General features: G+C 52.9%; 19 protein-coding genes. 13 read left to right on the forward strand and 6 right to left on the reverse strand.

What is annotated here, in order from left to right; all coding sequences use genetic code 11:
* Nucleotides 1–43 precede the first annotated feature (43 nt).
* The 8 genes from SQ11_RS09490 (at nucleotide 44) to SQ11_RS09525 (ending at nucleotide 5,445) form a co-directional block, all read left to right on the forward strand.
* On the forward strand, nucleotides 44–856 hold the full coding sequence (locus tag SQ11_RS09490) for an ABC transporter ATP-binding protein (protein WP_041513933.1): 813 nt from the start codon (nucleotides 44–46) through the stop codon (nucleotides 854–856).
* A complete protein-coding gene (gene mlaE / locus SQ11_RS09495) occupies nucleotides 849–1,646 on the forward strand; it encodes a lipid asymmetry maintenance ABC transporter permease subunit MlaE (protein WP_041513934.1) in 798 nt (265 codons plus the stop codon). The genes SQ11_RS09490 and mlaE overlap by 8 nt, the downstream gene beginning before the upstream one ends.
* Nucleotides 1,646–2,146: an outer membrane lipid asymmetry maintenance protein MlaD gene (mlaD, locus tag SQ11_RS09500; RefSeq protein WP_041513935.1), complete on the forward strand. Its 501-nt coding sequence runs from the start codon at nucleotides 1,646–1,648 to the stop codon at nucleotides 2,144–2,146. Before mlaE ends, mlaD begins: the two co-directional genes overlap by 1 nt.
* A gap of 81 nt (nucleotides 2,147–2,227) precedes the next feature.
* On the forward strand, nucleotides 2,228–2,866 hold the full coding sequence (locus SQ11_RS09505) for a phospholipid-binding protein MlaC (protein WP_041513936.1): 639 nt from the start codon (nucleotides 2,228–2,230) through the stop codon (nucleotides 2,864–2,866).
* 106 nt (nucleotides 2,867–2,972) lie between these two features.
* The gene (locus SQ11_RS09510) at nucleotides 2,973–3,266 is read left to right on the forward strand and encodes a lipid asymmetry maintenance protein MlaB (protein WP_041513937.1); all 294 of its coding nucleotides are present in this window, start codon (nucleotides 2,973–2,975) and stop codon (nucleotides 3,264–3,266) included.
* 144 nt (nucleotides 3,267–3,410) lie between these two features.
* Nucleotides 3,411–4,334 carry an ABC transporter ATP-binding protein gene (locus SQ11_RS09515; RefSeq protein ID WP_041513938.1) on the forward strand — a complete coding sequence of 308 codons (924 nt, stop codon included), beginning with the start codon at nucleotides 3,411–3,413 and terminating at the stop codon, nucleotides 4,332–4,334.
* Nucleotides 4,331–5,086, forward strand: a complete 756-nt coding sequence (locus SQ11_RS09520; protein ID WP_041513939.1) for an ABC transporter permease — start codon at nucleotides 4,331–4,333, stop codon at nucleotides 5,084–5,086. The genes SQ11_RS09515 and SQ11_RS09520 overlap by 4 nt, the downstream gene beginning before the upstream one ends.
* Nucleotides 5,087–5,202: 116 nt before the next feature.
* Complete coding sequence (locus SQ11_RS09525; protein ID WP_041513940.1) at nucleotides 5,203–5,445, forward strand: BolA family protein; 243 nt, start codon at nucleotides 5,203–5,205, stop codon at nucleotides 5,443–5,445.
* 110 nt (nucleotides 5,446–5,555) lie between these two features.
* Here SQ11_RS09525 and SQ11_RS09530 read toward each other — a convergent pair whose 3' ends face one another.
* The 5 genes from SQ11_RS09530 to ftsY all read right to left on the reverse strand — a co-directional run bounded on the left by SQ11_RS09530 (nucleotide 5,556) and on the right by ftsY (nucleotide 9,749).
* Nucleotides 5,556–6,077, reverse strand: coding sequence for a DUF4410 domain-containing protein (locus SQ11_RS09530; protein ID WP_156972456.1), 522 nt, complete (start codon nucleotides 6,075–6,077; stop codon nucleotides 5,556–5,558).
* 97 nt (nucleotides 6,078–6,174) lie between these two features.
* Nucleotides 6,175–7,020 (reverse strand): RNA polymerase sigma factor RpoH, encoded by an 846-nt coding sequence (gene rpoH, locus SQ11_RS09535; protein ID WP_041513942.1) that lies wholly within the window; start codon nucleotides 7,018–7,020, stop codon nucleotides 6,175–6,177.
* A gap of 91 nt (nucleotides 7,021–7,111) precedes the next feature.
* Nucleotides 7,112–8,020, reverse strand: coding sequence for a permease-like cell division protein FtsX (gene ftsX, locus SQ11_RS09540; RefSeq protein ID WP_041513943.1), 909 nt, complete (start codon nucleotides 8,018–8,020; stop codon nucleotides 7,112–7,114).
* Complete coding sequence (gene ftsE, locus SQ11_RS09545) at nucleotides 8,017–8,670, reverse strand: cell division ATP-binding protein FtsE (protein WP_041513944.1); 654 nt, start codon at nucleotides 8,668–8,670, stop codon at nucleotides 8,017–8,019. The genes ftsX and ftsE overlap by 4 nt, the downstream gene beginning before the upstream one ends.
* A 92-nt stretch (nucleotides 8,671–8,762) precedes the next feature.
* The gene (gene ftsY, locus SQ11_RS09550; RefSeq protein WP_041514001.1) at nucleotides 8,763–9,749 is read right to left on the reverse strand and encodes a signal recognition particle-docking protein FtsY; all 987 of its coding nucleotides are present in this window, start codon (nucleotides 9,747–9,749) and stop codon (nucleotides 8,763–8,765) included.
* Between the two features lie 353 nt (nucleotides 9,750–10,102).
* Here ftsY and SQ11_RS09555 point away from each other — a divergent pair, with 353 nt between their 5' ends.
* The 5 genes from SQ11_RS09555 (at nucleotide 10,103) to SQ11_RS09575 (ending at nucleotide 14,282) form a co-directional block, all read left to right on the forward strand.
* Nucleotides 10,103–11,509 (forward strand): pitrilysin family protein, encoded by a 1,407-nt coding sequence (locus tag SQ11_RS09555; RefSeq protein ID WP_052494139.1) that lies wholly within the window; start codon nucleotides 10,103–10,105, stop codon nucleotides 11,507–11,509.
* Between the two features lie 142 nt (nucleotides 11,510–11,651).
* The gene (locus tag SQ11_RS09560; protein WP_041513945.1) at nucleotides 11,652–12,962 is read left to right on the forward strand and encodes a pitrilysin family protein; all 1,311 of its coding nucleotides are present in this window, start codon (nucleotides 11,652–11,654) and stop codon (nucleotides 12,960–12,962) included.
* Nucleotides 12,963–13,001: 39 nt separating this feature from the next.
* Nucleotides 13,002–13,547: a 16S rRNA (guanine(966)-N(2))-methyltransferase RsmD gene (gene rsmD / locus SQ11_RS09565; protein WP_041513946.1), complete on the forward strand. Its 546-nt coding sequence runs from the start codon at nucleotides 13,002–13,004 to the stop codon at nucleotides 13,545–13,547.
* Complete coding sequence (gene coaD, locus SQ11_RS09570; protein ID WP_041513947.1) at nucleotides 13,540–14,019, forward strand: pantetheine-phosphate adenylyltransferase; 480 nt, start codon at nucleotides 13,540–13,542, stop codon at nucleotides 14,017–14,019. The genes rsmD and coaD overlap by 8 nt, the downstream gene beginning before the upstream one ends.
* 14 nt (nucleotides 14,020–14,033) lie before the next feature.
* Nucleotides 14,034–14,282, forward strand: a complete 249-nt coding sequence (locus SQ11_RS09575) for a YfhL family 4Fe-4S dicluster ferredoxin (RefSeq protein WP_041513948.1) — start codon at nucleotides 14,034–14,036, stop codon at nucleotides 14,280–14,282.
* Between the two features lie 33 nt (nucleotides 14,283–14,315).
* Here SQ11_RS09575 and SQ11_RS09580 read toward each other — a convergent pair whose 3' ends face one another.
* Entirely contained in the window at nucleotides 14,316–15,056 is a 741-nt protein-coding gene (locus SQ11_RS09580) for a YggS family pyridoxal phosphate-dependent enzyme (protein ID WP_041513949.1), read from the reverse strand.
* Nucleotides 15,057–15,145 lie beyond the last annotated feature (89 nt).

Genomic DNA, 15,145 nt, shown 5'->3' on the forward strand with positions numbered 1-15,145 from the left:
AAATTGACATCCCTGTCAAATCCAGAAGCCGCCTTCAAGCAAGATGACCCCTGAGACGTTAGTTGAAATCAAAGGCTTGAACTTCTCCTACGGAGAGCGTTCCATCCTGAAAGGGGTCAACATGACGATGTCACGCGGTAAAGTCATCGCCATCATGGGCGGCAGCGGCAGCGGCAAGACCACGCTGTTGCGCCTTATCGGCGGTGCGGTCCGCCCCTCCTCCGGCTATGTAAAAGTTGCCGGCAAGGTAGTGCATGAGCTTAAAAGGGATGAGCTTTTCGAGATGCGCCGGAAAATGAGCATGCTATTCCAGTTCGGCGCGCTGTTTACCGATTTGTCGGTGTTTGACAATGTGGCTTTCCAGATGCGCGAACACACCGATTTGCCGGAATCCATGATCCGCGATCTGGTACTGATGAAGCTGCAGGCAGTGGGTTTGCGCGGCGTGCACAATCTGATGCCCGCGCAACTTTCGGGCGGCATGGCGCGGCGGGTAGCGCTGGCCCGTTCGATTGCGCTTGACCCGCTACTCATCATGTATGATGAACCGTTTACCGGGCTTGATCCCATTTCATTGACGGTCATCGGAAACCTGATCCGCCGTCTGACGGACGCACTCGGTATGACCTCCATTGTCGTAACACACGATGTGCAGGAGTCCCTGAAAATTGTGGACTATGTTTATTTCATTTCGGAAGGAGTGATCGCGGCACATGGTACACCCGCGGAAGTGCGCGGATCGGTTGCGCCCTTTGTCCATCAGTTCGTGCATGGCGAAGAAGATGGTCCTGTGTCATTCCACTATCCCGCAGAGACTTACGCGAGCGACCTGAAATTGGAGAAAGGTTTTGCCTAGGCGTATCGTCATCGGCATACGGGGTGTGGGTCATCGCGTGATAGACAGCATTTGGCGACTGGGCTACGCCAGCCGCTTTTTCCTGTTGACGCTGCTTAAATCGGGCATCAGCTTTCGGCGCTTCGGCCTGGTTATTCGTGAGCTTTATTTTACGGGCGTATTGTCGCTGATTATTATCATCGTGTCGGGATTGTTTGTCGGTATGGTGCTGGGTTTACAGGGTTACGAAACGTTACAGAGATTCGGTGCCGAATCCGCCGTAGGCACGATGGTTGCGCTGTCGCTTGTCCGGGAACTGGGGCCCGTGGTGGCGGCGCTATTGTTTGCCAGCCGGGCTGGCTCCGCCATTACCGCTGAAATCGGCCTAATGAAGGCCACGGATCAATTGGCGGCGATGGAAATGATGGCGGTGGATCCGATTGCGCGGGTGGTTGCCCCCCGATTCTGGGCGGGTGTGATTTCCATGCCGTTTCTGGCGGCAATGTTCTCCGTGGTCGGCGTGTTTGGCGGTTACCTGGTAGCGGTAGTATTGATCGGCGTGGACGATGGTTCATTCTGGTCACAAATGCAAAACGCGGTGGATTTCCGGTACGACATCGTCAACGGCGTCATCAAGACCTGTGTTTTTGGTGTGGCAGTGACGGCAATCGCCGTGTTCGAGGGTTATGACGCATCGCCCACGGCTGAGGGGGTGTCCGGCGCGACCACCCGCACCGTGGTGACTTCCTCGCTGGCGATTCTAGGACTGGATTTTGTTTTGACCTCGGTCATGTTCAGGGGAATGAGCTGATGCAACGGACAACAATGGATTTATGGGTAGGGGTATTTGTCATGGCAGGAATCGGCGCGTTGCTGATTTTGGCTTTGAAAGTGGGAAATCTGGGCACTTACAGCGCAGCGGAGAGCTATACACTGATTGGAAATTTTGAGAATATCGGTGGGTTGAAGGTCAGGGCGCCGGTAAAAAGCGCCGGCGTGGTAGTGGGGCGGATAACAGATATTCGATTCAACACCGAGACTTACGATGCCGCGGTGACCATGAACATAGACAATCGCTACCAATTTCCCAGAGACACTTTCGCCAGCATCCTTACATCGGGTCTTTTAGGTGAGCAATACATTGGCTTGGCGGCGGGTGGCGATGAGACAGTACTGAAGAATGGCGATAAAATCATGAAAACCAACTCCGCAATGGTTCTGGAAGAAATGATCGGGCGATTCCTATTCGATAAAGCATCGGAGAACAAGGCATCAGAAGACAGCGACAGCGATGATGACGGCAAGAAATAGCCATATATTCACGGCGTGGCATGTCTTGGCTTACGATGCGGTTTAAAATCTATGGTTCAACTAAATTCTAGCGAGGAAATCATGAAAAAATATCTGAGTATCTTTGTATTGCTGGCGGCGTGGCTGCCTGTGCTTCCCGCATGGGCAATGGAAGCCACCAGTCCCGATAAGCTGGTGGATAACACCGCGCAGGAGGTGCTTACCATCGTCAGGCAGGACAAGAGCTTGCAAGGCAGCCACGCCAAGATTCTCGACTTGGTGGAAGCCAAGATATTGCCCCATTTCAATTTCAACCGGATGACCCGGCTGGCGATGGGCAAGAATTGGTCCAAGGCCACGCCTGAGCAACAGGAGCAGCTGGTGAAGGAGTTCCGTACTCTCCTGGTCCGTACCTATTCCAATGCATTGACCGATTATCGTGACCATACCATCAAGGTTGAACCGCTCAAACTCGCGGCGGAAGACACCGATACCACGGTAAAGACGAAAGTGATGCAAGATTCAGGTCAGCAGCCGGTTCCTATCGATTACAGCATGGAAAAAACGAATGCCGGCTGGAAAGTTTACGATGTGACGGTTGCAGGAGTAAGTCTGGTAACCAATTACCGCAGCACTTTCAATAACCAGGTTCGTGATGGCGGAGTGGATAAGCTGCTTAAAACGCTGGTGGATAAGAATCGTTCTCTGATAGCGGCTGATAAAAAGGCTGATGCGCGATAAACCATGATCCTGATCGTGTCCATTGCCAGCTCATTTTTCAGCTTGGCAGGGTGATCCAAGAAGAGATTTACATCGTTGATTTTCACATTCAACCACCGGATTTGGCATGAGGGCTGAGGTAGCACTATCCGAGGACGGCAAACTGAACGTCAATGGATCGGTCACTTTCAATAATGTCGCTGCGGTGGTCGAGCGGGGCATTGCATTGTTTAATCATGATGATCTGGTAATCGATCTCACGCACGTGACCGAGGTGGATTCGTCAGCCGTCAGCATGTTGTTGGAATGGCAGCGCGAGGCGGGCCGTCGTGGGCACCGGATGTCTTTCGCCAATATGCCGCAAAACCTGCGGGGTCTGACTCAACTATACGGCGTTTCCGAATTGATCTTGCAAGCGTAAATCATAAATTGTTACGGCTTGGAGGAAGTGCAAAAACGGGTACTTCCTCGACCAGCGACGGGTAATTCGCAGGGTGAATACTAAAAACCCGCTATCTATTTGCCCGCTATACATGCCTGACATTCCTTATCCTGGTTCCTTTCAATGACGCTGGCAATCGAAGTCAAGCAGATGCATAAACGCTTCGGCGCATTGCAGGCTTTGGACGGCGTCGATCTTGAAATCGGCACCGGTGAATTTTTTGCGCTGCTGGGTCCCAACGGCGCGGGCAAGACTACGCTCATTAACATCATTGCGGGCCTGACTCTTGCCAGCAGCGGCAGCGCCAGGGTAATGGGCTACGATACTGTTGCCGATTACCGTGAAGCGCGGCGCATGCTGGGCGTGGTGCCGCAGGAACTCGTATTTGATCCGTTCTTTACTGTTCGAGAAACGCTTGCGATTCAATCGGGCTATTATGGCCTGAAGAATAATAGTTCCTGGATAGAGGAGATAATCCACCATCTGGATCTCGCCGACAAAGCCGATGCCAACATGCGCACGCTGTCCGGTGGCATGAAGCGGCGCGTGCTTGTGGCTCAGGCATTGGTGCACAAGCCGCCGGTAATCATTCTGGACGAACCCACCGCCGGGGTGGATGTGGAATTGCGCCAGGCGCTTTGGCATTTTATCAAACAGTTGAACCGCAACGGCCACACTATTGTGCTCACTACGCATTACCTTGAGGAAGCGGAAGCTTTATGCAGCCGCGTGGCAATGCTCAAGCAAGGGAATATCGTCGCACTCGACAGTATCAAAAATCTCATCAATAGCATTTCCGGATGCTCGGTGCGATTGCGGTTGTCGCCCGATACGCTGCCTTTACCGCTACAACCCCTAATGAGTAATTATGAGGATGGATATTATATCCTGGCGATCAGCGAATATGCCCAGCTCGAAAGTGTCATGGCAGCGCTGCGGATGGCACAGGCGCAAGTCCTGGAGATGCAGGTGTTGCAACCCGATCTGGAAGAAGTATTCGTGAAGATCATGGGTCATACTAAAAATCCGCAGCCAGTATCTCGATGACCGGATTTTTTACTTTGCTCCACAAGGAGCTGCTGCGTTTCTGGAAAGTCGGGTTACAGACCCTATTTGCACCGATGCTTTCCACGCTGCTCTATCTGCTGATTTTTTCCCATGTGCTGGAGGAACACGTGCAGGCGTATCCGGGCGTCACATACATTGCCTTTCTGGTTCCGGGCCTGGTGATGATGGCTATGCTGCAGAATGCTTTCGCCAATTCGTCATCCAGCTTGATTCAATCGAAGATCTCAGGCAATTTCGTCTTTGTCCTGTTATCGCCGCTTTCTTACCAGGAAATATTTTTGGCTTATGTGCTGGCATCGGTTGCGCGCGGCCTGGCGGTGGGAGCGGGAGTTTACCTGGTAACGCTCGGATTTTTCGAAATACCGGTGAGCTCGTTTCTATGGGTATTCGTGTTTGCCCTGATGGGCAGCGCATTGCTGGGGGCACTCGGTATTATTGCCGGTATCTGGGCGGAAAAATTTGATCAGCTGGCCGCTTTTCAGAATTTTGTCATTCTGCCCCTGACGTTTTTATCCGGCGTGTTTTATACGATTCATTCATTGCCTCCCTTCTGGCAGGGATTGTCGCACCTGAATCCGTTTTTTTATATGATCGATGGTTTCCGCTATGGTTTTTTTAGCGTGTCGGACATTTCACCTTATGTCAGCCTTGGGATTGTGGCGACATGCTTTCTGGCGGTATCATGGCTGACACTGCAGATGCTTAAGGCGGGGTACAAGATCCGCCATTAAGGGCATCTGAAACCGTGTGCAGGCCGATCACCAAAGTTGAAGCCGATATAGGCCTCATTATTCGAACCGCATCATCGCTCATTTATTGAAGCGTCATTCATATAAAGGAAGAAAAAATGGTCACAGCGGAAAGCATAAAAAATCACATTGAAGCGTCCATGCCATGCGAACTTGTGCATGTGGAGGGCGATGACGGCCGTCATTTCAGCGCAATCATCGTCAGTCCTGAATTCCGGGAAAAGAACATGGTGCAGCAACACCAACTGGTCTATCGTGCACTGGGTGACAGGATGAAACAGGAGATTCATGCCCTGTCCATGAAAACCCTCACCCCGGAACAGTGGGCGGAAAGCAATTAGCCTGAAGGCTATAAGGAATAGTCAAATGGCGTCAATTTTCTGCCAGGTCCGGACGATGAAGATCGAGAAGGGTAGACATATTAACAACCTTCGTCGGTAGCGTTTTATTCCTACTCCCGGGTCCCGTTCTTCTCGATAAACTCTCCAATCTGACTGACTGAATATGCGATCAATCCCATGCGCGTCGCTTCGTCGGACTTGAACGTGGGATTATCCACCAACTCCAGACCATGGTAGGCTTTGCCGCCCTCAAGTTCCGCTAACAGCTTACCCATGGGGGTCTTGAAACGGGCGGTGTACTTCAAGACGGCCCGCCCCGCCCCGAAACCGATCAGTGTACGCAGAGGCCGGTTTCCCGGATCAAATTCATGTACGCTCACCTCAAGAATCATTTGGGGGGCCGTATCGACCAGCGCATACCCTATGGATTGCAGCCTGCCTCTGAGCAGGCCTGCAAACATGGGCAAGCCGTTTTTGGAATAGGCAGTGTTAACGGAGTCCGTTACGATCAGCTCTATTTTCTGGAATCCCCTCAAATCCACAGGATCCCCAGAGGGCTGCGTGACTTGCGGTGTAACGCAACCGGACAGCAGTAACGCTACGCTAAAAATGAAGACTTCTTTTACAGTCACAGGGAAAGGAGTCGCGAGCTTATTTCGCCGCTGTTGATTTTATGACGTCTATAATCGGGCGCGATATGCGACTTCCCGTTCCCGATTACTTGACTATTTATGCAACCGCTACCATCGTCCCCCGCATTTTCTCCATTGCCTTGGCTTCAATCTGACGAATCCGCTCCGCGGATACACCCAGCTCCTCGGCAAGATCATGCAGCGTTGCGGCGTCGTTTTCCCGCAGCCAGCGCGCCTCGATGATGTGCCGGCTACGTGCGTCCAGGTTTGCCAGCGCCTGCTCCAGCCCTTCTCCGCGCAAACGCGTGGTTTGTTCGGCTTCAAGCAATTGCGGCGGCTCTGTACCGTCGGTAAGATATGCGATGGGGCTGAATGTCTCATCATCGTCTTCAGACAGCGGTTCCAGCGAAATGTCGCGCCCGTTGAAACGGGTTTCCATTTCCACCACTTCCTCGGCCTTGACGCCCAATTGCTTGGCCATGGCGTTAACTTCCTCGGGATTCATGGTATCCAGAACCGGCTTCATGCTGCGCAGGTTAAAGAACAACTTGCGTTGCGCCTTGGTTGTGGCGATTTTAACCAGGCGCCAGTTGCGCAATATGAATTCGTGGATCTCCGCCTTGATCCAGTGTACCGCAAACGACACCAGCCGTACGCCGCGCTCCGGATCATAGCGCTTGACCGCTTTCATAAGACCGATATTGCCCTCTTGAATCAGATCCGCCTGGGGCAAACCATAGCCTTTGTAACCGCGAGCAATGGCGACCACTACGCGCAAGTGCGATAAAACCAATTGACGTGCCGCGTCTATATTATCTTCATCTCTCAGGGATCGTGCCAAACGGATTTCTTCTTCCTGAGAAAGAATGCGAAAGCGATTAACAGCCTGAATGTAACTTTCAATGCTGCCGCCCGCTGTAGGTATGGTTAAAGCGAAAGTCATACATTCTCCTTGATTCTGCAAAAAGTAACCTTTCCTGATAAGAAAGTCAACTGGGTGAAAAGTTCCCGGGGTTAATACCTAACCTCATGAATTAACTTGGTTCTATCTGCCACAGATGGTTTGCTACCGACAACCACGCCCCCACCCAGCCTAGACATGCCGAGAGTAATAACAGAGTCAGGCTGTCTTCCGGGGAAAGATGATAGAGAGGAAAATCCACCACGTAGAGCCGCGTCAAATTCCTCAGTTCATCATCTACCAGATGGATACCAAGAGAAATGATCAGCCATGCCGCCACCCCTCCGGCCATTCCCTGGATAGCGCCGAAGTACAGAAAAGGGCGGCGGATGAAACCGTTGGTAGCGCCGATCAACTTCGACACTTCTATTTCATCCCGCTTGGTGAGAATCTGCAGGCGTATGGTGTTGAATGTCACGGCTACCAGCGCAAAACTCAGCAGGGCGGCGAGCATCAGTACCGCCAACCGACCCAGACTGACCAGGGCATCCAACCGCTTTGCCCACGCCGAGTCCAGTTGCACGTGTTCGATTCGGGGCCATTTTTGCAGCTCCGCCCGGAGTTCCTCCAGTGCCGCTGGCGAGAGGTTGCTGGCATTGATCACGAAAGCGTCGGGTAGCGGATTTCGTTCAAGGCCATCCACGAGATCTGCCAATCCGTTATCCTGCGTGAGCTGCCTTAGAGCGCTGTCTCTGGGAATGAACTCGAAGCTCGCTATCTGCGGATGTTCTTTAAGGCGGCCTTCAATCTGCGCTACCTCGTCACTGTCGGCCCCCATCTCAAGGAACACGCTCAGTTGCGGCGTACCCGAGACCTGTGCGGAGAATGCCTGAAGATTTTCCAGCAACATGTAGATTCCCGCAGGCAGGCTGAAGGCAATCCCGATCACGATAATGCTGAGAAGATTCCCGATGGGTGCGCCCGCCAGCCGTTTAAGCGCCAGGACGAAAGCGTGCCAGTGATGGGCCAGCCATACGTTCATACCGTCAGCTCGCCGTGATTGAGCGCAAAGATACGCAGCGGCGTGCCACGCAGCAATTCCACATCATGGGTCGCTATCAGCACGGTCACGCCCACTTGATGAAATGATTTGAACATCATCATGATGTCTTTCGCATAATCAGCATCTAGGTTGCTGGTGGGTTCATCGGCGATCAGTATGGAGGGGCGGTTTACGATCGCGCGGGCGATGCAAAGGCGTTGCTGCTCACCGCCGGAGAGCGTAATGGGCCGCGCTTTTTCCCTGTCCAGCAATCCTACCTTGTCGAGCGCGGCGCGCACTCGTCCAGTTGCCGCTCGAGAATCGAATCCGCTGATTTGCAGAGGCAGCAGCACATTGTCGAACACCGTGCGGTCAAACAGGATTTTTTGGTCTTGAAAAACCAGTCCGAGATTTCGCCGCAGAAACGGGATCGCGCCTCCATTGAGCGTACTGACATTCTGGCCGTTGACAATAATACTGCCGGAAGTAGGCCGCTCTATGGCGGCAATGAGCCTCAGCAGCGTACTTTTTCCTGCACCCGAATGGCCAGTAATCAATGCCATCTCACCTGCCTCGAGCGTAAAGCCGATATTCTTGAGCGCGTTGAAACCGTTGGGATAGCGCTTGCAGACCTGACTGAAGCTGATCATGGAGAAGTCTTCACCGCAAAGGGTTCATTTTACCGTCAAGAGCGCCTCTGGTTCCCGAGGATTGAACTCCGTCGTATCGAACCACTTTGTCCTCAGTCAAATAGCGCCTCGACAAACTCATTTGCGTCGAACGGTCTCAAATCATCCATGCCTTCGCCCACGCCGATGAAGCGTATTGGCAATGGTTGTTTCTTCTCCCGTTGCCTGGCGATCGCGGCAATTACCCCGCCTTTGGCGGTGCCGTCAAGCTTGGTAATGATGAGACCCGTAAGACCGAGCGCGTCATCGAAGGCCTGCACCTGATTGACCGCATTTTGTCCCGTGTTGGCGTCCAACACCAAAAGTATCTCATGAGGTGCATCCGGTTCCGCTTTGGCAATTACGCGCTTCACTTTTTTGATTTCTTCCATTAGATGCAGTTGAGTCGCGAGCCGTCCAGCGGTGTCCGCCAACACAATATCAATACCGCGTGCTTTAGCAGCGCTCACCGCATCGAATATCACCGCCGCGGGATCCCCCCTTTGCTGGCCGGCGGTCTCCTGCGCAATAACGGCGACGTTATTACGCTCGCCCCAGGCCACGAGTTGTTCACGCGCGGCGGCACGGAAGGTATCGCCGGCAGCGAGCAGCACGGTTTTTCCTTCTGACTGGAAATGATGGGCGAGTTTGCCGATCGAGGTGGTTTTACCCGCCCCATTTACGCCTGTCAGCATAATAATAAAGGGTTTGTTCGTGTCCGTATCAAGGGGTTGCGCCAGCGGTGCGAGCAGATTGACAAGTGCATGCTGTAATGCACCCTTGAGTTGCGCCGCATCAGTCAGGCCATCGCGTTTGACTTGTCTGCGCAACTCATCAAGCAGCCAAGTCGTCGCGTTTACGCCGGTATCGGCTGTCAGCAATATGGTTTCCAGTTCTTCATACAGGGCTTCATCGATTTTGCCCCCACCGAATAACCCGGATAACTGCTTGCCCAGATTGTCCCGGGTGCGGGAAAGGCCTTGCCGGACCCGGGTTGTCCAGTTTGCGGCTGGTACACCGGCAGGCGTTGCACTATTTTTGGATTTGAAGAAACTTGGCATTCTGTTAGGCTGTCTACATGTGTCGAAATACGGGGCGAAAACTGGCGAGCAGGATATTATCCTAGATCCGGCGGTTGGTCGCTCATTTAATAGATCAATATTATGATCAATAACAATATTCCGTATTGTTTGGATGCTCACCTTCCGGATGAGGGCCGCCACGGGCGTGAATTGCACAGTTTTTTGCGGCACGGGCTTGCGTTGGTCGCAACGCCTGGGAATGGAATTGTCATTCAGCGTCTTTGCGCCTTGCTCCGCATCCCAAAAACCGCACACTTCACGCCGTCGAACTGCCGGATTTAGGATTATTCCGGAATTTTATTCAGTTTACCCTGATTTAGGTTATTAAAAAAATGACAGTTTATTGTTGTGTTGCCGCTCCTTCTCTTTCGCGGCCCGTTGCGAAAATACTGGCGCTACTCGCGCTCCTGGTTGCTTCGGCGGCCTCCGCCACTACGCATGAGTTCATGCTCGCCAATGGGCTTAAGTTGATCGTCAAGGAAGATCATCGTTCTCCCGTAGTCATTTCTCAGATCTGGTACAAGGCGGGCAGCATTGATGAGCTGAATGGGACTACAGGGGTAGCTCATGTATTGGAGCATATGATGTTCAAAGGAACCCGCAAAGTCCCCGGCGGTGAATTTTCCAGGCGTATCGCGGCGGCGGGAGGGCGCGAAAACGCATTCACGAGCCGTGACTACACCGCTTATTTCCAGCAATTACAGAAATCCAGACTACCGCTCGCCATGGAGCTGGAGTCTGACCGCATGCGCAATCTCGTGTTGACAGAAGCTGAGTTTGCCAAAGAAATCAAGGTGGTGATGGAAGAACGGCGCTTGCGCACCGATGACCAGCCTCGCGCGCTGGTGCATGAGAAGATGACCGCCACATCTTTTCAATCGCATCCATACCGGCATCCAGTCATAGGCTGGATGAATGATCTGGAAAATATGAATTTCCGAGACGCCAAGGAATGGTATGACCGCTGGTATGCGCCCAATAACGCCGTGCTGGTGGTAGTGGGTGACGTAGACCCGAAAGAAGTGTTCGTTCTGGCGCAAAAGTACTACGGTTCTATACAGTCGCGCCCGCTATTGCCGTTGAATGAACGCAAGCCGCAGACAGAACCACTACAAATTGGCATCAAGCGGCTTACAGTAAAAGCGCCCGCGCGTTTGCCGTACCTCGCGATGGGCTATCATGCGCCGGTAGTGCGCAATCCCGCTACGGATTGGGAGCCTTTTGCGTTGGAAATGCTTGCGGGGGTGCTGGATGGCAACGAATCCGCACGACTCAATAAGGAATTGGTGCGCGAGCAGCGTATTGCCAACTCGGCGGGCGCGGGTTACGACTCCACCGCACGCGGTCCCGGCATGTTTTATCTCGATGGTACGCCCAGCGAAGGGAAAACGGTGGCCGATCTGGAAGTCGCTTTACGTGCGGAAGTGGAAAAACTTGTGCGCGAAGGTGTAACTGAAGAGGAGCTTGCGCGAGTCAAGGCTCAGGTCGTGGCTGGCCATGTCTTTCAGCTCGACTCGATGTTTTATCAAGCGATGCAGATCGGCCAGCTGGAAAGTATTGGAATGTCCCACCGTGATGTGGAGACGATGTTGAAAAAGCTGCAAGCTGTTACCGCCGAACAAGTGCGCGAGGTGGCAAAAAAATATTTGAAGGATGACAGTCTGACGGTTGCGGTGCTCGACCCGCAGCCACTGGAACAGAAAGCTCCTTTTGCCGCGCCTAGCGGGCTGCGTCACTGAGTGACATGGGTCTGGTCCCGATCCTGTGTGGTTAATTGGAAAAAGATGTTTCCCGCTATCGCAAAAAATTATTACTCGATCAAGATAACGCCGATCAGTATTGAGGTTAAAAAGTGATTCAGAATTATCCGGAGAGGTTTTGATGCCAGTGATACGTTGCATATTTATTCTGCTTCTGGGCGCCTGTTCCCAATGGGCGTCCGCCACCCTGCCAATCCAGCACTGGCAGGCGGCTTCGGGTGCACAGGTATATTTTGTCGAGAGCCGTGATTTGCCGATACTCGATGTCAGCGTGGATTTCAGCGCGGGTAGCAGTACCGACACGCCGGATAAATCCGGCCGTGCGGGTCTCGTGCTGTATCTGCTGAGTCTAGGTGCAGGGGGGCTGTCCGAAGACCAGATTGCCAAAGCGATAGCGGACGTCGGCGCCCAACTGGGTGCTCATTTCGATCAAGACCGAGCGGGCGTTACGCTGCGCACATTGAGCAACGCGCGGGAACGGAAGCAAGCACTCGATATACTCGGCCGGCTCATACAGCATCCTGAGTTTGTGGTCAGCGTCCTGGAGCGGGAGCAGCAGCGGATAATTGCCGGATTGAAAGAAGCCGATACCAAACCAGACCTCATCGCTGATCGCTTACTGATGAAGATGCTCTACGGCAGCCATCCTTACGGATTGCGAGGTTCGGGCGAGATTGAGACGGTGGGTGCATTGCGGCGCGACGATCTGATGGATTTTTACCGGTCCCGTTATTCCGCAGCGGGGGCGGTCGTGTCCATCATGGGAGACGTAAGCCGTGCAGAAGCGGCCGCCATTGCTGAATCGCTGACGAATGAACTGCCGCAAGGCAAACCTGCGGATGTTGTGCCGGCGGTGACAGCACCCGCCCCGGAGATAAAGAGAATCGCTCATCCCGCAACACAAAGCCATATTCAGCTTGCTTATCCGGGACTGCGACGCGATGATCCCGATTATTTTCCGCTACTCGTCGGCAATCATGTATTGGGCGGTGGGGGATTCACCTCGCGTCTGATGGAAGAGATCCGGCAGAAACGCGGATTGGCTTACAGCGTTCATAGCCATTTCTCCCCACTCAGAGAGAAGGGACCGTTCGAAATCAGTTTGCAAACCAGGAAAGAGCAGTCGGAAGAGGCGCTGGTACTGACGCGGAAAGTTCTAGCGGACTTCGTGTCGGGGGGGCCAACAGAAAAAGAACTTGCGGAAGCCAAGCAGAATATTATCGGCAGTTTTCCATTACGCATAGACAGTAACAGGAAAATTCTCGGATATCTCGCCGTGATTGGTTTTTACGATCTGCCGCTCACTTATCTGGATGATTACCTGAAAGCGGTGGAAAATGTGACTGTCGCTCAAATCAAGGACGCTTTCCAGCGCCGTATCAAACCTGAAGGGATGGTGGGTGTTGTGGTGGGAGCATTGGAAAAGAAATAGAAGGTAGTATCCAATTCCTTATCACGCGTTTTGCCTGGTATGAGACATAAAGTCCGCATCATCGGTGGCAAATGGCGCAGCCGCATCATTACTTTTCCTGACGGTGCGGATCTGCGCCCGACATCGGATCGAATACGCGAGACTGTGTTTAACTGGCTGGGACAGGATCTAAGCGGCAAGACCTGTCTTGACTTGTTTGCGGGCAGTGGAGCGATGGGCTTTGAGGCCGCATCCCGAGGCGCGCAGCGGGTATTCATGGTGGAATTCGATCACGGGGTATTTAAGGCACTGAATGCCAACTCGCAAAAACTGGGAGCAACGCAAATCCAATTGGTAGCGATGGATGCGTTAAAATTCATGGATTCCGACCGACAGCGGTTTGACGTGATTTTTCTTGATCCACCCTATCGGCTGGGCCTACTGCCCAAACTGCTGCCCCGCCTTCCTTCGCATCTTACGGAAGATGGGCTGGTTTATGTAGAAAACGATAATTCCCTCGAGGCCGGCGAGGACTGGCGGGTTTGGCGCAAAGGACGGGCGGGTAAAGTGTATTATCAATTACTGAAATTCGGGAAAAATGGATAAAGCGATATACCCTGGCACATTCGACCCTATTACGCGCGGGCACGAGGATTTGGTCCGGCGCGCATCGGGGTTGTTCGACCGGGTGGTGGTCGCTGTGGCTACAAGCAGCGGCAAGAAACCTTTTTTTACTCAGGATGAGCGAGTGAAGATGGGAAGCGAGGTGCTGGCCGATTGCCCCAATGTCGAGGTAATGGCTTTTTCAGGTCTTTTGATGGAATTCTCGCAGCAGCAGAACGCGAGAGTAATTTTGCGCGGTTTGCGCGCAGTGTCCGATTTTGAATATGAGTTTCAAATGGCGGGGATGAACCGCAGCATCAATCCGAGGATTGAAACCGTATTCATGACGCCATCGGAACAATATATGTTCATTTCCGCCACTATCGTGCGAGAAATTGCATTGCTCGGCGGAAACGTGGACAAATTTGTGCATCCTTTGGTCGCCGCGCAACTACGGATAAAAATTGAATCGTAATATTCGAGGTTGATATGGCTTTAATGATCACCGATGAATGCATCAACTGCGACGTATGCGAACCCGAGTGTCCCAACGATGCCATTTCGCAGGGGGAGGAAATCTATGTAATAGCCTCTGACCTCTGTACCGAATGCGTGGGGCATCATGAAGTTTCGCAATGCGTGGAAGTATGTCCAGTGGACTGCATCGTCCTAAATCCGGATATCGTTGAAACTGAAGCGCAGCTGCGCGAAAAGTATCTTGCGCTGGGAAATCCCTGAGCACGCTTACCGCAACGTGACTCACAATGGGAGTTACTCAGGTTTCCCCTGCAGGATAGCAAGCTCCTCCGGGATAGCATAGCGCCGTGGTCCGAAGATTGCTGTACCGATACGAACCATGGTTGCGCCTTCTTCGATAGCGATATCCAGATCCTCCGACATACCCATCGAGATTGTGTCAAGGTCATAGCCAGCCTGCTTGAGCCGATCGTAAGTTTCCTTCAACATGCGGAACTGGCTGCGTTGCAAAGCTGTCGCTTTAGTAAGCTCGGGAATGGCCATCACTCCTCGTAGTTTCAGGCGGGGCAATCCCACTACGTACGCTGCCAGATCGGCGGCTTCCTCGGGCGCCACACCGCTCTTGCTATCCTCTCCGCTCACGTTTACCTGCACGCATACCTGAAGGGGCGGCAACGACTCGGGTCTATCCTTCGACAAGCGGTCGGCAATTTTTTTCCGGTCTATGCTATGCACCCAGGTGAAGTTCTCCGCGATGCGTTTTGTTTTATTGCTCTGGATGGGTCCGATGAAATGCCACTCGATGGGCAAATCGGCGAGCGCCGGCATTTTAGCCAGCGCCTCCTGGAGATAATTCTCTCCGAAAATAGTCTGTCCAGCCGCAAAGGCCTCACGCAGGCACTCGGCAGGGTTGGTTTTACTTGCAGCTAAAAGTGTAATCGCTTCGGGTTGCCGGCCGGTTTTGCTGGCAATCTCCCTGATACGGGTTCTTACCTTCTGTAAGCCCGACGCAATGGTGGTCGTATTGGGTTCCATTTTTTTACCTTTTATGATGCTTCCATATGATATTCAGCAGGAGAGATGAAGCGAAGCGCAACCTATCATTTCTATATAAAGCACCAAAC

It is taken from the genome of Nitrosospira sp. NpAV (assembly GCF_000832065.1).
Classification (GTDB): Bacteria; Pseudomonadota; Gammaproteobacteria; order Burkholderiales; family Nitrosomonadaceae; genus Nitrosospira.

Coding starts and splice junctions, on each gene's coding strand:
- SQ11_RS09580 (WP_041513949.1), bottom strand. CDS start 15,056: ATGGAACCCAATACGACCACCATTGCGTCGGGCTTACAGAAGGTAAGA.
- SQ11_RS09525 (WP_041513940.1), top strand. CDS start 5,203: ATGGTCACAGCGGAAAGCATAAAAAATCACATTGAAGCGTCCATGCCA.
- SQ11_RS09575 (WP_041513948.1), top strand. CDS start 14,034: ATGGCTTTAATGATCACCGATGAATGCATCAACTGCGACGTATGCGAA.
- ftsY (WP_041514001.1), bottom strand. CDS start 9,749: ATGCCAAGTTTCTTCAAATCCAAAAATAGTGCAACGCCTGCCGGTGTA.
- SQ11_RS09520 (WP_041513939.1), top strand. CDS start 4,331: ATGACCGGATTTTTTACTTTGCTCCACAAGGAGCTGCTGCGTTTCTGG.
- ftsE (WP_041513944.1), bottom strand. CDS start 8,670: ATGATCAGCTTCAGTCAGGTCTGCAAGCGCTATCCCAACGGTTTCAAC.
- rsmD (WP_041513946.1), top strand. CDS start 13,002: ATGAGACATAAAGTCCGCATCATCGGTGGCAAATGGCGCAGCCGCATC.
- SQ11_RS09560 (WP_041513945.1), top strand. CDS start 11,652: ATGCCAGTGATACGTTGCATATTTATTCTGCTTCTGGGCGCCTGTTCC.
- SQ11_RS09510 (WP_041513937.1), top strand. CDS start 2,973: ATGAGGGCTGAGGTAGCACTATCCGAGGACGGCAAACTGAACGTCAAT.
- SQ11_RS09515 (WP_041513938.1), top strand. CDS start 3,411: ATGACGCTGGCAATCGAAGTCAAGCAGATGCATAAACGCTTCGGCGCA.
- ftsX (WP_041513943.1), bottom strand. CDS start 8,020: ATGAACGTATGGCTGGCCCATCACTGGCACGCTTTCGTCCTGGCGCTT.
- SQ11_RS09490 (WP_041513933.1), top strand. CDS start 44: ATGACCCCTGAGACGTTAGTTGAAATCAAAGGCTTGAACTTCTCCTAC.
- SQ11_RS09505 (WP_041513936.1), top strand. CDS start 2,228: ATGAAAAAATATCTGAGTATCTTTGTATTGCTGGCGGCGTGGCTGCCT.
- coaD (WP_041513947.1), top strand. CDS start 13,540: ATGGATAAAGCGATATACCCTGGCACATTCGACCCTATTACGCGCGGG.
- rpoH (WP_041513942.1), bottom strand. CDS start 7,020: ATGACTTTCGCTTTAACCATACCTACAGCGGGCGGCAGCATTGAAAGT.
- mlaD (WP_041513935.1), top strand. CDS start 1,646: ATGCAACGGACAACAATGGATTTATGGGTAGGGGTATTTGTCATGGCA.
- SQ11_RS09555 (WP_052494139.1), top strand. CDS start 10,103: ATGACAGTTTATTGTTGTGTTGCCGCTCCTTCTCTTTCGCGGCCCGTT.